Annotated in this window: 14 protein-coding genes and 1 pseudogene; 12 read left to right on the top strand and 3 right to left on the bottom strand. The window is 63.1% G+C overall.

The annotated features are described in order from the left end of the window. Nucleotides 1–18 precede the first annotated feature (18 nt). From Q1V51_RS10740 to Q1V51_RS10690, 11 genes are all read left to right on the top strand, one after another. Complete coding sequence (locus Q1V51_RS10740) at nucleotides 19–261, top strand: DUF2007 domain-containing protein (RefSeq protein ID WP_300556181.1); 243 nt, start codon at nucleotides 19–21, stop codon at nucleotides 259–261. Then, entirely contained in the window at nucleotides 258–989 is a 732-nt protein-coding gene (locus Q1V51_RS10735; RefSeq protein WP_300556179.1) for a methyltransferase, read from the top strand. The genes Q1V51_RS10740 and Q1V51_RS10735 overlap by 4 nt, the downstream gene beginning before the upstream one ends. Before the next feature lie 90 nt (nucleotides 990–1,079). Beyond that, nucleotides 1,080–1,238 carry a hypothetical protein gene (locus tag Q1V51_RS10730; protein WP_300556177.1) on the top strand — a complete coding sequence of 53 codons (159 nt, stop codon included), beginning with the start codon at nucleotides 1,080–1,082 and terminating at the stop codon, nucleotides 1,236–1,238. A 71-nt stretch (nucleotides 1,239–1,309) separates the two neighbouring features. Next, on the top strand, nucleotides 1,310–2,200 hold the full coding sequence (locus Q1V51_RS10725) for a glycine--tRNA ligase subunit alpha (RefSeq protein ID WP_300556175.1): 891 nt from the start codon (nucleotides 1,310–1,312) through the stop codon (nucleotides 2,198–2,200). Then, nucleotides 2,197–2,658 carry a GFA family protein gene (locus Q1V51_RS10720; RefSeq protein ID WP_300556173.1) on the top strand — a complete coding sequence of 154 codons (462 nt, stop codon included), beginning with the start codon at nucleotides 2,197–2,199 and terminating at the stop codon, nucleotides 2,656–2,658. The genes Q1V51_RS10725 and Q1V51_RS10720 overlap by 4 nt, the downstream gene beginning before the upstream one ends. After that, a complete protein-coding gene (glyS, locus tag Q1V51_RS10715) occupies nucleotides 2,658–4,952 on the top strand; it encodes a glycine--tRNA ligase subunit beta (RefSeq protein ID WP_300556172.1) in 2,295 nt (764 codons plus the stop codon). The genes Q1V51_RS10720 and glyS overlap by 1 nt, the downstream gene beginning before the upstream one ends. 15 nt (nucleotides 4,953–4,967) lie before the next feature. Then, the gene (ppdK, locus tag Q1V51_RS10710) at nucleotides 4,968–7,655 is read left to right on the top strand and encodes a pyruvate, phosphate dikinase (RefSeq protein ID WP_300556170.1); all 2,688 of its coding nucleotides are present in this window, start codon (nucleotides 4,968–4,970) and stop codon (nucleotides 7,653–7,655) included. Between the two features lie 187 nt (nucleotides 7,656–7,842). Further along, nucleotides 7,843–8,619, top strand: a complete 777-nt coding sequence (locus tag Q1V51_RS10705) for a cell wall hydrolase (RefSeq protein ID WP_300556169.1) — start codon at nucleotides 7,843–7,845, stop codon at nucleotides 8,617–8,619. A 111-nt stretch (nucleotides 8,620–8,730) separates the two neighbouring features. Next, entirely contained in the window at nucleotides 8,731–9,606 is an 876-nt protein-coding gene (locus Q1V51_RS10700; RefSeq protein WP_300556168.1) for a hypothetical protein, read from the top strand. Nucleotides 9,607–9,800: 194 nt separating this feature from the next. Beyond that, complete coding sequence (locus Q1V51_RS10695) at nucleotides 9,801–10,403, top strand: helix-turn-helix transcriptional regulator (protein WP_300556167.1); 603 nt, start codon at nucleotides 9,801–9,803, stop codon at nucleotides 10,401–10,403. Between the two features lie 40 nt (nucleotides 10,404–10,443). Beyond that, on the top strand, nucleotides 10,444–11,079 hold the full coding sequence (locus tag Q1V51_RS10690) for an LON peptidase substrate-binding domain-containing protein (protein ID WP_300556165.1): 636 nt from the start codon (nucleotides 10,444–10,446) through the stop codon (nucleotides 11,077–11,079). On the opposite strand, the gene Q1V51_RS10685 is transcribed toward Q1V51_RS10690, so the two are convergent. Further along, the gene (locus tag Q1V51_RS10685; RefSeq protein ID WP_300556163.1) at nucleotides 11,076–11,507 is read right to left on the bottom strand and encodes a hypothetical protein; all 432 of its coding nucleotides are present in this window, start codon (nucleotides 11,505–11,507) and stop codon (nucleotides 11,076–11,078) included. The genes Q1V51_RS10690 and Q1V51_RS10685 overlap by 4 nt on opposite strands. Before the next feature lie 322 nt (nucleotides 11,508–11,829). Then, nucleotides 11,830–12,489: pseudogene (locus tag Q1V51_RS10680) on the bottom strand (ParA family protein); the annotation flags it as partial. 167 nt (nucleotides 12,490–12,656) lie between these two features. On the opposite strand from Q1V51_RS10680, the gene Q1V51_RS10675 reads away from it, so the two are divergent. Continuing rightward, nucleotides 12,657–13,274 carry a hypothetical protein gene (locus Q1V51_RS10675; RefSeq protein WP_300556159.1) on the top strand — a complete coding sequence of 206 codons (618 nt, stop codon included), beginning with the start codon at nucleotides 12,657–12,659 and terminating at the stop codon, nucleotides 13,272–13,274. Between the two features lie 7 nt (nucleotides 13,275–13,281). Here Q1V51_RS10675 and Q1V51_RS10670 read toward each other — a convergent pair whose 3' ends face one another. Next, complete coding sequence (locus Q1V51_RS10670; RefSeq protein WP_300556157.1) at nucleotides 13,282–14,004, bottom strand: hypothetical protein; 723 nt, start codon at nucleotides 14,002–14,004, stop codon at nucleotides 13,282–13,284. Nucleotides 14,005–14,053: the final 49 nt, after the last annotated feature.

Here is a 14,053-nt window from a genome sequence, read left to right as displayed (position 1 = left end):
GCAGGAGCTCAAATCGCTGTGAAAGACGTCCTTAAAACCCCCGATCCGGTCAAAATGTCCTTTGCCCAGCACGTGCTGGAGGAGGCCGGGATCGACTGTGCTGTCTTCGACACAGCAACGAGCTCAATGTATGGCGGCGGCTTTTCCTCTATTCAGCCGCGCCTGGCTGTGGCCGATGAGGATGAGCACCAGGCTAGAACCTTGCTGCTCAAGGCCTTCAAGGATGCCGACGGGCAGGAGCCGGATCTGGGCCTGAAATGATCGAAACCGATCATTCCACCCTGCTTGATGGCCGCGTGCGGCTAAACCAGCCGGTCAAGGGCTATCGCGCCGGAATGGATGCAGTCCTGCTCGCCGCCAGCCTCGAGGCCAAAGCGGGCACGCATGTTGTCGAGCTCGGCTGCGGCGTGGGCGGCGCGCTCCTGTGCGCGGCGCGGCGGCTGGAGGGAGTGCATTTCACCGCCTGGGAACGTGAAGCCTGGGCCGCCGAAATCGCCCGCTACAATGTCAATGAGAACGCGCTCGGAGACCGCGTCGAGATCGTCTCCGGCGATATCTCGGAGATCGCTCCACGGCCCATGGCCGACCAGGTCTTCTGCAATCCGCCCTTCTTTGATGACCCGTCGAGCCTGCGCACTCCGGCACCGGAAAAACAGCACGCCTGGCTCACCGGCGATACGCCTTTGCCGGTCTGGACCCGGGCGGCGGCGCGGCTGATCAAGGGGCAGGGCTATCTCACCTTCATCCACCGTGCCGATGCCTTGCCGGACATTCTGAGTGCCACCGAGCGCGAATTCGGGTCCGTCGTTATCAAGCCTGTCCAGCCGCGCGCTGGCCGCGAGGCCAAGCGGGTCATCGTCCGGGTCCGCAAGGGCGGCCGCGCCCCGGCGCGGATCCTGGCGCCGCTGGTTCTGCATGCCGGCGAAGAGCGCGCCTATGCGCCTGAGGTACAGGCGATCTATGCGGGCGGGGCGTTAGGGTTGGAGTGATTCAATAATTGTCATCCCGGACGTAGGCCCCGCTTCCGCAGGGCCTACGTCCGGGATGACAAGTTGAGGGAAGGACCGCTAAGAAAATCCATGCTCGAACTCACCCTCATCCTAATCCTTCTCGCCGTCGCATTCCTCCTCTTCGGTCGCAAGCGTGCCACGGCGAAACGTGATGATGCGGCTGAGGCCGCGCGGCGGGCGGTGGAAGCGCAGCTTGACCCCAGTGACGACAAGGACTCTCGCGCTTGAATTGACCGCCGGGCACGCCTAGTGTCCGGCCAAATTCAGCACCTGTTGCGCCTATCGCCGGAAATTCATCGATGTCAGATAAAAACGCCCCGTCTTTCCAGGAGCTTATCCTGCGTCTGCAAACCTATTGGGCGTCCAAGGGCTGTGCCATCCTGCAGCCTTATGATGTCGAGGTTGGCGCCGGGACGCTGCATCCTGCCACGACGCTGCGTTCGCTCGGCCCGCGGCCGTGGAATGCCGCCTATGTCCAGCCCTCGCGCCGTCCCGCCGATGGCCGCTATGGCGAGAACCCGAACCGGCTGCAGCATTACTATCAGTTCCAGGTGCTTCTGAAGCCGTGCCCGGCCGATATTCAGGACCTTTATCTCGGCTCGCTCGATGCCATCGGTATCGATCGGAAGCTGCATGATGTGCGCTTTGTCGAGGATGACTGGGAAAACCCGACCGTGGGCGCCTGGGGTCTGGGATGGGAAGTCTGGTGTGACGGTATGGAAGTCAGCCAGTTCACCTATTTCCAGCAGGTCGGCGGTCTCGATGTCGATCTCGTTTCCGGCGAGCTGACCTACGGGCTCGAACGTCTGGCCATGTATGTCCAGGGCGTGGAGAATGTCTACGACCTCGATTTCAATGGCGCTGGCATGAAATACGGCGACGTCTTCCTGGAAGCGGAGAAGCAATACTCCGAATTCAACTTCCACCATGCCGATGTCGACATGCTGATCGAGTGGTTCAAAGGCGCGGAGAGCCAGTGCAAGGCGCTCCTGGAGCTCGACAAGCCGCTGCCCCTGCCGGCCTATGACTTTTGCCTCAAGGCCTCCCACCTGTTCAACCTGGTCGATGCCCGCGGCGCCATTTCCGTCGCCGAGCGCGCCAGCTGGATCGCCCGCGTGCGCGAGCTGGCCAAGGGCTGCGCCGAAGCCTGGGTGAAGCAGGAGCGCGCGGCTGTGGAGGCGGCGGAATGAAACTTCCCCTCCGCGGTGGCTGCCAGTGTGGTGCGATCCGCTTTGAGATCACCAAGAAGCCGCTGACGCTGTATTGCAATCACAGCCTGGACAGCCAGCAGGAAACCTCCTCGGCCTTTTCCATGTCGCTGCTGGTGCCGCGCGACGGGTTCAAATACCTCAAGGGCGGGCCGAAGACGTTCGAGATCAAGAATGAAACCGGAAAGGCCAAGAAGTCGGCCCTGTTCTGCGAGAAATGCGGCACCCGTATCGCGCATGATACCGAGGGCAATCCATCGATCTCGGTCAAGGCCGGGTCACTGGATGATCGCGCCAATCTCAAGCCCGTCGGTCATATCTGGGTCAAGCATGCCCAGGGCTGGACGGTCTTTCACGAAGACGAACTGATTTACGAAGAAGCCCCCGATGATGGCTATTTCGCCCTCATGGAACGCTGGGCCGCACAAGAGCACGCTTGATGTCTGAACTCCTTTTCGAAGTGTTCTGCGAGGAAATCCCCGCAGGCATGCAGGCCAAGGCGGCCAAGGATCTTGAAGCCGCGCTGGTCAAGGCGCTGGGTGAGGCGGGTCTGAAGGCCGAAAGCACGACGGCCCTGGTCGGGGCGCGCCGTTTGAGCGTGGTCATGACCGGTTTGCCGACCAAGGCGGATGATGTGCGCGAGGAGCGCAAGGGTCCGCGCGTCGGTGCGCCGGAGAAGGCGCTGCAGGGCTTCCTGCGCGGTGCGGGTCTGGACAGCACCGATAGCTGCGAGCAGCGCGAAGACAAGAAGGGCGCCTTCTGGGTCGCCATTATCGACAAGCCGGGCCGGCAGACCACCGAGGTCGTCGCCGAGGCCATTCCGGCCATCCTGCAGAATTTCCACTGGCCCAAATCGATGAAGATCGGCGAGGGCGAGAAAGCCCAGCGCTGGGTGCGCCCGATCCAGCGCCTGCTCTGCGTTTTCGACGGCGACGTGGTGCCATTCAAGGTCTTCGGCCTGGAAACCTCCAACATCACCGAGGGCCATCGCGTGCATGGCCGCGGCCCGTTCACCGTCACCGGGTTCGCTGACTACAAGGCGCAGCTGGAAGGTGAGGGCCATGTCATCCTCGATGCGGGTGACCGCAAGCGCATGATCATGGACGGCGCGACCAAGGCGTGTCGCGACGCCGGGCTGGAACTGGTTGAGGACCAGGGCCTGTTGAACGAGGTCTGCGGCCTGGTGGAATGGCCGGTGCCGGTGCTCGGCGCGATGGATCCGGACTTCCTCGACCTGCCGCCGGAAGTCATCACCCTGACGATGAAGACGCACCAGAAGTATTTCGCCGTGCGTGACCCCAAGACGAACACGCTCTCGGCGCATTTCGTCACCGTGGCCAACCAGACGGCGCCCGATGGCGGAAAGGCCATCGCTGCGGGCAATTCACGGGTGCTCTCGGCCCGTCTCGCTGATGCGCGTCACTTCTGGGACAATGACCGCAAGACCAAGCTGGCAGACATGGCGAGCGAGCTGTCTAAAGTTACGTTCCATGAGAAGCTTGGCAGTGTGGCCGACAAGGTTGACCGCGTTGCCGCCCTGGCGCGCGAGCTGGCCCCGGTGGTGGGTGCGGATGCGGACCTGGCCGAGAAGGCTGCGCGCCTGGCCAAGGCCGATCTCGTCTCCGAAATGGTCTATGAATTCCCCGAGCTGCAGGGCGCCATGGGGCGTTATTATGCGATGGAGCAGGGCGAGGACGCCGCCGTCGCCGATGCCATCAAGGCGCATTACAAGCCTCAGGGCCCGTCTGACGAAGTCCCGGTCGAACCCGTCTCCGCCGCCGTCGCCCTGGCCGACAAGCTCGATACGCTGGTCGGCTTCTGGGCCATCGACGAAAAACCGACCGGTTCCAAAGACCCGTTCGCCCTTCGCCGTGCCGCGCTGGGGGTGATCCGGATTTTGTTGGAGGGTGACAGCAGATTGCCGCTCGCGTCTTTTGGCAACTACGTCTTAAATCGGCTTATCAAGGCGGCGTGGGTGCCAAGCGTTTCCTGCGTCTACTGGCGAAGCGATACGATCCAGAATGACTTTGGCGATGGTGCTGTTGACGCCGTAGAGATCAAAGATCTGGCCAAAACGTCCGAACTCTCTGCAGAGCAGATGGCGACCGGATCGATTGTAGTTTTGGAAGCAAATGAGGTCTGGGGCGGTGTTTACCGACTTGAGGCCGTTGAAGAGTTTGACGCAAACACGCGGACAACCTTCGCGAAACCGAACCTTCTTATCCCGTCGCTGCTCGCCTTTTTCGCCGACCGTCTTAAAGTCCACCTGCGCGATGAAGGCATCCGCCACGATGTCATCGACGCGGTCTTCGCCCTGGGTGATGACGATCTCGTCCGGGTGACGGCGCGGTCGCGGGCGCTGCAGGGCTTCCTCGACACTGAGGACGGCACGGCGCTGCTGGCCGGATACAAGCGCGCCTCCAACATCCTCAACAAGACCGGGGACATGCCGGAAGGCGCCCATGATGCCGGCGCGGCGGTGGAAGCGGCCGAGACGGCGCTGATGACGGCGCTGGCTGAGGCCGGTCCGAAGGCGCAGGCGGCGCTGGAGGCGGAGGACTTCACCGCAGCCATGGCGGCGCTGGCGATGCTCCGTGCACCGATTGACGCTTTCTTCGATCAGGTCACTGTAAATGCGGACGACGCCATGTTGCGCCGCAACAGATTGCTTTTATTGTCCGACATCCGCACGGCGATCCACGCGGTGGCCGATTTCAGCCGGATTGAAGGCTAGACAGGGAAAATAACGATGAGCGCAGACGTGATGACCGGAACCAAATGGGTCTACGCATTCGGCGGCGGCGATTCGGAAGGCGAAGCGGGCATGCGCACGCTTTTGGGCGGCAAGGGGGCCAACCTTGCTGAAATGGCCAAGCTGGGCCTGCCGGTACCGCCGGGCTTCACCCTGACCACCTCTGTCTGCAACGCCTATTACGAGAATGACCGGCAATATCCGGCCGAGCTCAAAGGCCAGGTCGAGACCGCCCTGGCGCAGCTGGAAGAGACCGTCGGCAAAAAGTTCGGCGATCCGGCCAACCCGCTGCTCGTCTCCGTGCGCTCCGGTGCCCGTGCCTCCATGCCGGGCATGATGGACACGGTCCTCAATCTCGGCCTCAACGACACCACGGTGGCGGGGCTGGCTGAACTGTCCGGCGACAAGCGCTTTGCCTATGACAGCTATCGCCGCTTCATCCAGATGTATTCTGACGTCGTGCTCGGCGTGGATCACGGCATTTTCGAAGACATTCTCGACGCCTTCAAGGACGAGAATGACTATCAGCTCGACACCGATCTGAGCGCCGATGACTGGGAAGAAATCGTCGGCGAATACAAGCAGGCCGCCGCGTCCGAGCTGGGCCGCGAATTCCCGTCCGATCCGCGCGAACAGCTCTGGGGTGCCATCGGGGCGGTGTTTGCCTCCTGGATGAATGACCGCGCCAAGACCTATCGCAAACTGCACGACATTCCGGCCAGCTGGGGTACGGCGGTCAATGTCCAGGCCATGGTGTTCGGCAATATGGGCGAGACGTCCGCTACTGGCGTGGCCTTCACCCGCGATCCGTCGACCGGCGATTCCGGCTATTACGGCGAGTTCCTGGTCAATGCCCAGGGCGAGGACGTCGTCGCCGGCATCCGCACGCCGCAATGCCTGACCGAGGCGATGCGCGAGAAGATGGGCGATGACGCCCCGTCTATGGAAGCGGCCATGCCGGAAAGCTATGCCGAGCTGGCGGCCGTGTTCGACAAGCTCGAGCGCCATTACCGCGACATGCAGGACATCGAGTTCACGGTCGAGCAGGGCCGTCTGTGGATGCTGCAGACCCGTAACGGCAAGCGCACCGCCAAGGCGGCGCTGAAAATCGCCGTCGACATGGCGTCGGAAGGTCTAATCACCGAGAACGAAGCAGTGATGCGCGTCGATCCGGCTCAGCTCGACCAGCTGCTGCACCCGACCCTCGATCCCGACAGCGAGCGCGATGTGCTCACCGCCGGCCTGCCGGCCTCGCCGGGCGCAGCCTGCGGCGCTGTTGTCTTTGACAGCGATGAAGCCGAAGAGCGCGCGAAGAACGGCGAAAAGGTCATCCTCGTGCGCATCGAGACCTCGCCGGAAGACATTCACGGCATGCACGCCGCAGAAGGCATTGTCACCGCGCGCGGTGGCATGACCTCGCACGCCGCCGTGGTGGCGCGTGGCATGGGCCGTCCCTGTGTCTCCGGTGCCGGTCAGATCAAGATCGACTATAACGCCAAGAGCTTCACCGTCGGCCGCCGCGTCATCAAGGATGGCGATATCATCACCATTGACGGCGCTTCCGGACAGGTCCTGTTCGGCGAAGCCAAGATGATCAAGCCGGAACTGACCGGCGATTTCGCCAAGCTGATGACCTGGGCTGACGCCTCGCGCCGCATGAAGGTCCGCACCAATGCGGAAACCCCGGCCGATTGCGAAACCGCGGTCGAGTTCGGCGCGGAAGGCATTGGCCTGTGCCGTACCGAGCACATGTTCTTCGACGCCGACCGCATCGCGGCCGTGCGCGAAATGATCCTGTCGGACGGCCAGGACGGCCGCGTCACGGCGCTGGACAAGATCCTGCCGATGCAGCGCGAGGACTTCAAAGCCATCTTCCGCATCATGGAAACGCGCCCCTGCACGATCCGCCTCCTGGATCCGCCGCTGCACGAATTCCTGCCGCATACGGCGGAAGATGTTGCCGATGTGGCTGAAGCCACCGGCCTGTCAGCCGAGCTTCTGATGCAGCGCGCCGGGGATCTGGCGGAAAGCAATCCGATGCTCGGCCATCGCGGTTGCCGCCTCGGCATCACCTATCCGGAAATCTACGAGATGCAGGCCCGGGCGATCTTTGAGGCCCAGGTCGCGGTCGAGAAGGAAACCGGTGTGAAGCCCGTCGCAGAGGTGATGATCCCGCTCGTCGCCACCGCTGCCGAACTCTCCATCCTGAAGGCCCGTGTCGCCGGCGTGGCCGCGGCCGTGGCGGAAGAGACCGGCGGTGAGCCGAAATACCTCATCGGCACCATGATCGAACTGCCGCGCGCCGCCCTGCGCGCCGGTGATATTGCCCGCGATGCCGAGTTCTTCTCCTTCGGTACCAATGACCTGACACAGACCACTTTCGGCCTGTCACGTGATGATGCCGGCAAATTCCTCGGCGATTATCTCGAGGCCGGTATCTTCGAGAAGGACCCGTTCGTCTCCCTCGACAAGGACGGCGTCGGTGACCTCGTCCAGATCGCGGCCGAGCGTGGCCGGGCCGAGCGGGAAGGCCTGAAACTGGGCATTTGCGGCGAGCATGGCGGTGATCCGGCTTCGATCGATTTCTGTGAGGCAACCGGGCTGGACTATGTGTCCTGTTCGCCATACCGCGTGCCGATTGCACGTTTGGCGGCGGCCCAGGCCCATTTGCGGCGACAGGGTTAAGTGGTTGATAAAGAGTAAACAACCGCGTTAACCCGCCGCGATAGGCGAATCATTTCATATTTGTAAGCCAACCGGGTAGTTGACCCGTATGGTGTAATTCCATAGTGAGGCGCGCTCGCTTCATGAAGGATTCAGCTCAATCCCTCATGATCCGCGCGCCGAGAGGCGATGCGATTACGGTAACACGATGAGTGCAGTAGAGCGCATGGATTTGGACACGGCACGCAGCCAGCAAAAGCAGGTGGCGACAGCATTGCATTTGCTGGCGACGATCCTGCTCGGCATTGCGGTCATCTATGCCCTGCACTTTGCCTCCGTTCGCGTACGTGCCCAGGACGAGAATCTGGAGACGATTGCCCTGGCCCAGCGCATCCTCGACCAGGAAGCCGCCAGCGGCATGCCGGGCTATATCCAGCTCGCCTCGCAGCAGCTCAGCGCCAACGACGAGACCGGCCTCAGCGTCGGCACCCGCCCGCTCAATGATCTCTATGCCGAGACCAGCGCCCTGTTCGACGGCATATCCCGCCGCTCCTCCGAGCTCGATTGCCTCGCCGAGGCGGTCTATTACGAGGCGCGTTCCGAGCCCCGCGTCGGTCAAATGGCCGTCGCCCAGGTGGTCCTCAACCGCGTCGACAGCCGACACTGGCCCAACACGATCTGCGGTGTTGTCTATCAGGGCTCCGAACGCCGTACCGGGTGCCAGTTCACCTTCACCTGTGATGGTTCGCTCGAACGCGCGCCTTATGGCCGTGGCTGGCGTAACTCGGTTGAGGTGGCCGGTCTGGCGATGATGGGGTTCGCCGAGGACGTGACCCGTACGGCGACGCACTATCACACTGTGGCGGTTGACCCGATCTGGAATGATAGCCTGATCCGTACCCGCCATATCGGCACGCACATCTTCTACCGCTTCCCGAACTGGCGTGAACGGCGGGCCGGTGTGCTGCAGGACCGCGACGCCTAAGTCCCGGCATTCTCATTCAGTTGCGCGATAGTTCTTGTTAACGGCTTCATCCGATAGTCGGCACAAGTGTATGTTGAATGCCCGGTTAAGGCCTAAGGATGCAAAGCGCCCATGGTTGGTAAACCTGCCGAACGTCTCTGGCTGAGCATGGCCGACAGCCCGCGCACCCGCGTCCTGTCCAAGGCGCTCGCCAAGGGGCTGGACATGACGGTCTATCTCGGACCGACCATGGATCCGGCCGGACCGGTCGCGCTGATCGTGGCCGATGATGCCCACGCCAACCGGATCAATGAAGCCCGGACCAATGCCGCCCCCGGCCAACGCTCCATCCTCGTCACTCAGGGTGGCCGTCCCGGCGCACGAGCCGATCTCTATGTCGCCCACGACACCGATGCCGGCTCGCTGGTCAATGCCGTTTCCGGCCTCAGCGCCTACCGCTCCCAGGAACTGGTGCTGAACAAGAGCGGCGGCGCTGAACAGGGCGCTGTCCTCTCCCTCAGCGAGGGCGAGTTCCGGATCCGCACCCTGTCCGAAGCCCAGCATGTCGCGGTCTTCCTGGCGCGCTGCGCGCCGAAACCTGTGGCCACTGCGGTCGGCATCTATGTTCTGCTCTCCAGCGCCATCGAACACGGCAATCTGGAATTCTCCGCAGAGGAAAAGGCCCAGGGGCTGGCTGAAGGAAAATGGGAGGCCAAGCTGGCCAAGCGCCTGCGTGAGCCGGCCTTCGCCGAGCGCGTGGTCAAACTGCGCTATCAGCGTGGCCGCCGCCTGATGTCCCTGCTGATCCAGGATGACGGCGAGGGCATTGATGCAGAGACAGCGGAAATGGCCAATCCGACCCGTACCGGCCATCGGGGCCGGGGTATCAAGCTGGCCAAGGGGCTGGGTTTCGCCAACGTGTCCTATCTCGGCATCGGCAATACGGTGGAGGCCTCCATGGTCCTGCCCGATATCGGCGAGACCGGCGAGACCCGCGCTGCGAGCTGATTGCGCGTCAGGTTCTGGCCGGGTTCATCCCCGGCTTTCAAAGACATGCCAAATGCCAGTCGACCTGCCAAATGCACGGGGCCAAACCTGAGGCTCACATGCCTTTTCAGCAGCGTATCGCAGGCGCCGGTTATTTCACTTCTAAATGAATTCCAGTAATGTCCGGGGACACGGTAGGGTGGCCGAGGTGCTTCATGGATTGGGCAAAACAGATTCGCGAATTGCGGTTTCACGAGCGTTTGAAACAGCAATGCCTCGCGGATCAGCTCGGTGTTTCTCAAGCTCTGATCTCCCAGTGGGAGCGCGGAGTAGCCTTGCCGTCACCGCACCATCAGGAAATCCTGCGCCAGCGTTTTACCGTCTCACCGTCCGAACAGCTCCTGCGCTCGATCAAGGCCAGCGTGATCTCCAGCCCCAATGTGGCCGGCCTGTTGTCGGTGCGCCGGGGCAAGGTCATTCTCGAGGCGCAGAGCGAGGCCGGTTTCGCCCTCATGCCGCTGATGTCCCGGGATGATCTGGGCGAGCCGATGAATGGCAAGTTCGGTGAAGAGGTTGACGAGAATTATCGGCGTATCGTTCATTCCGATATTTTCTGCGGCGATGTCGCCTCGGTCCGCACCTGGTCACACATCAACCGCCATGGTCGTGAAATCTGTGCTGTCTCGGCCTATACCCCCTTCTGTCTGGACAATGGGGACTGGTATCTGCGTTCGGAAATGCGCGAGCTCGACAACGAAAGCGCGAGCCACTGGTTTGCCCGGCATGACCAGTTCGAAGTGATGAGATTTAACCTGTAGATCACTTGGCGAGCCGCTTTTCGCGCCCTACCTCTCTGTTATGGCCGATACAGAAACACTTCCCAGCGAACTGCCGCTTTTTCCTCTCGGGGGCACGATTCTCCTGCCTGGAGAGGTCTTGCCGCTGAATGTGTTCGAGCCGCGTTATCTCAACATGGTCGATGATGTGCGCCGGGGCCATGGCCATATCGGCATTATCCAGACCCGCGCGGGCGGCTCCCCGGACAAGCCGGGTCTGGCGCGTGTGGGCTGCGCGGGCCGACTGGACCAGTTCCAGGAGACCAGCGATGGCCGCTATCTGATCACCTTGCGCGGGGTCAGCCGTTTCACCCTCGCGGCCGAGATCGAAACCGCGGCTCCCTATCGCGTGGCGCGTACCGATTATCTCGCTTTCGAGCATGATCTTGAGTCGCGCCAGGCTCCGGAGGAGGGGCGGGAACGCCTCATTCGCCTGCTCGAGGTGTGGCTGGAATCGGAAGGTCTGAGCACGGACTGGGATAACCTGGGTACTGCGCCGTTGCCGCGCATGATTGACCAGCTTTCCATGATTGCACCTTTTGCCGCTCCGGAACGCCAGCGTTTGTTGCTCGCCAATGATTGTGCCGAACGCTTGGAAGTGATGGAGACCATTCTCGCCGCCCGCATCGCCGGCAGCGCAGACGGTTCCATGCACTAGCGCGGTTTTGGCGCTTTTCCTGTTTCGTTCGCGCAGCGGCTCAGGCAACGGCAATCAAGGGCTGGATCTGCCGCCAGTATATCCAGAAACTCGTCCAAGGCCTCGCTGATGAGGCTTTGCTGCGACCGGTCCAGGACGGCGGCGGCGAGACGCAGCCGGCGCTTCTGGGCGGCGTTGAGGCGTATCGTCGTCTTGTGCCGGGCGGGCAGGTTCTCGATGGGCTGGGGATTGGCGACCGGTTCCCGTACCGGCGGGCGCGGCCGCACTGTCGGGCGTTTGGGTTCTGCTTGATGCTGCGGGGCTGCGGTTTCGACCGCCGGTGCGGCCCGTTCAATCAGGCCGGGCACCAGGCCGGGGCGCGAGGCCGGCATGGCTTCACCCTTGCGAGCGAGTAGGCCGGCATGGAGCGAGGCATATTTCTGACCCATGGCGTGTCCTCTAGGCGCTGAAGCGTTTGCCGAAAGCCGGCCGGGAGGCACTTGCGCGCCGGTCAGGTTTGCCTGGGGGCGGGCCGGTGTCCTCGCGCCGCCGCTCGATGCCATCCCACTGGCCGGCGACATCACCGAACCGGTGTGAGCTCAGGGCGGCCGGCGGCGTCTCCGGCGCTTCCAGGGCCTGTTTGACGGCCGCAGCGGCGGCGCTCTCCCCGCTTTGCTTGAGCTGGGCCAGCGCCTTGGGCACGGGCGTGAGAATATCTTCGTCGAAAGTCTTGAGTGGGTTGTCGATCAGGCGCGCTGTGTCTCCGCGCAGCCGGGCCAGGCGTTCGTCGAAATAGGCCCAGAGCTGGCTGATCTCGGCAGCCGAGCGGCCGCCCGGATTGGCCTCGCCGACCGTGCGGCCATCAATCATGGAGGCGGCGAAATCCACGCGATGGTGCAGGGTGACCGGCGCGACGGTACCATGCTGGGACAGCGCGATCGCTGTCTCTCCGGTGATGCGGGCGCGCGCCGTCGCGGAATTGACCACAAAGACCAGCGGCTTGTTCTGATGCTGGACGATGTCGACCGTCGGGCCCACGGCGCGCAGATCGTGCGGGCTGGGCCGGGTCGGCAGGACGACGAGATCGGCGTGGGAGACGATCTCGGAAATGGCCGATGTGATGGCCGGCGGCGTGTCGATCACGATCAACCGGTAGCCCGCCGCCGACAGCGCCTCGATATCGCGGGCCAGGTCCGGCACGGAAATATGGGCGAAGGCCGGGGTGTCGGAGGCCCGGGCATTCCACCATTTCGCCATCGAACCCTGGGGATCGGTGTCGATCAGAGCGACAGGGCCCGCGCCGGCGCGCTCGGCTTCAACCGCCAAGTGCGCCGACACGGTAGTCTTGCCGGACCCGCCCTTCTGCGAGGCGAAAACGACGACCTGGGCCAAGGGCGTCGTCTCAGGATCTCGATCCGGCAATTGCGTCATGCTTCACCTCTTGTCTGACCGCGCCTCTCACTGCGGCCTGAGTACGATGAAACCAGACGCAAATTTCCGGCGAGCTAAGCGCGAGTACGCAAATTGAGACGAGTTTGTTTCAAAGCTTGCGAGGCGGGCGAGGGGCGCTAGTCTGCGATCAGACCAGGGGGATGAAGATGCGTATTTTCGGAGTGGCCGCACTGGCCATGCTGGCCGGTTGTACGGCCGAGGTCAGCGAAACAGTTACAACACCAGAGGCCGCGGCGCCCGCCAGCCAGGCAGCGCCGGAGATCGCAGACGTGACCGCCGCCATAGAGGCGACAGAGGTCGCTGATGTCGGCGTGGACCTCTGCCGCCTGTCGGCCCAGCGCCGCTGGGACTATGCCGAGGGCCTGAGCGTCACCATTGATGCGGCGGTGTTCTGTGAAAACGGTCAGCGCGTCGCCCGGCGCGACATTGTCGGGGCTGATGGCGAGCGCCTCTATGAATTCAGCGCGCCTGCCGAGCATGTCGCGATCCTGGCCTGGGCGGAGAGCGATGAGGCCTTCTTCGCGGCGTTTGCCGAATGGGTCGATAAAGACCCCTGGCGTACGCGCACATCAGACCTGCCCGCCTATGATGAGGGGGCGGAGTTTCCTTTCTATCCCGCGACCGAGGACAGGGCCCAGTTCGATGCCTGGCGCGCCGGCGATCATCCTATCGACTGTTTCGTCCAGGGCATGGAAAGTCTGATGTGCGTCGCCATGATCGACGGCGAAGCGGTCGAAATGGGTGTGCAGAGCTTCCCGGGTTAGGGGCGGCCTAGCGCGAGAGCGGCCCGGAATATTCGATCTCGGAAAACACCAGCTCGAAACTCTGGTCGAATTCCTGGAAGGCGGCGCTGCCGCGAATGGTCTGGCTCAGACGGGTCAGGACGGGGGCGGGCAGGCCTTCAATCCAGGTAAAATCCTGCACGATATCGAGCGTGTTGAGGCGCACCGCGATGTGCGGTTTGAAACTCTCCGGCGCCCACATGCGCAGCCGCGTCACCACCGCCGGGTCGCGCGACACGGTCAGCGCGCCGGTGAGATACTCGCCCATATCGATCTCCTCGCGGCCTTCCAGCTTGGGATCGAAGCTGAAGACCAGCGCGTCGGCGGCCTCCTCGGCCAGCGCGAAACTGCCGGGCACGATATCGCTGTCATCGACGGAGAAGAACAGGCCGGAGCCATAGCCCTCGGCGTCATCATCCTCGCCATTGCGGTCATTGAAGCCGGACCAGAGCTCGGACTGGAACTCCGACAGCTCCTCTTCGGGCGGCGAGAGCAGGGCCCATTCCTGGCCCTCAGGCCGCGCGCCGTCAAAACGCCCGACCATGACACCGTCGGCGCTGGTCACCGTCACCGTATAGCGCCAGGCGCTCGCCTCAGTTTCGTCGAGCCCGCGCGCCAGAGCGCTGTCGAGCAGGGGGTGCACGCTTTGCGCCATCGCCGCGGGCGCGCACAGAACACAGGTAGCGGCAAACAGGACGGATACAGATTTCATGAGGTTATTCCCGGTACTAGCATCAACGCAACCCCTTCCCGGACAAAGC

It is taken from the genome of Maricaulis sp. (genome assembly GCF_030149235.1).
Classification (GTDB): domain Bacteria; phylum Pseudomonadota; class Alphaproteobacteria; order Caulobacterales; family Maricaulaceae; genus Maricaulis.
This window is presented reverse-complemented; position numbering and strand designations above follow the sequence as displayed.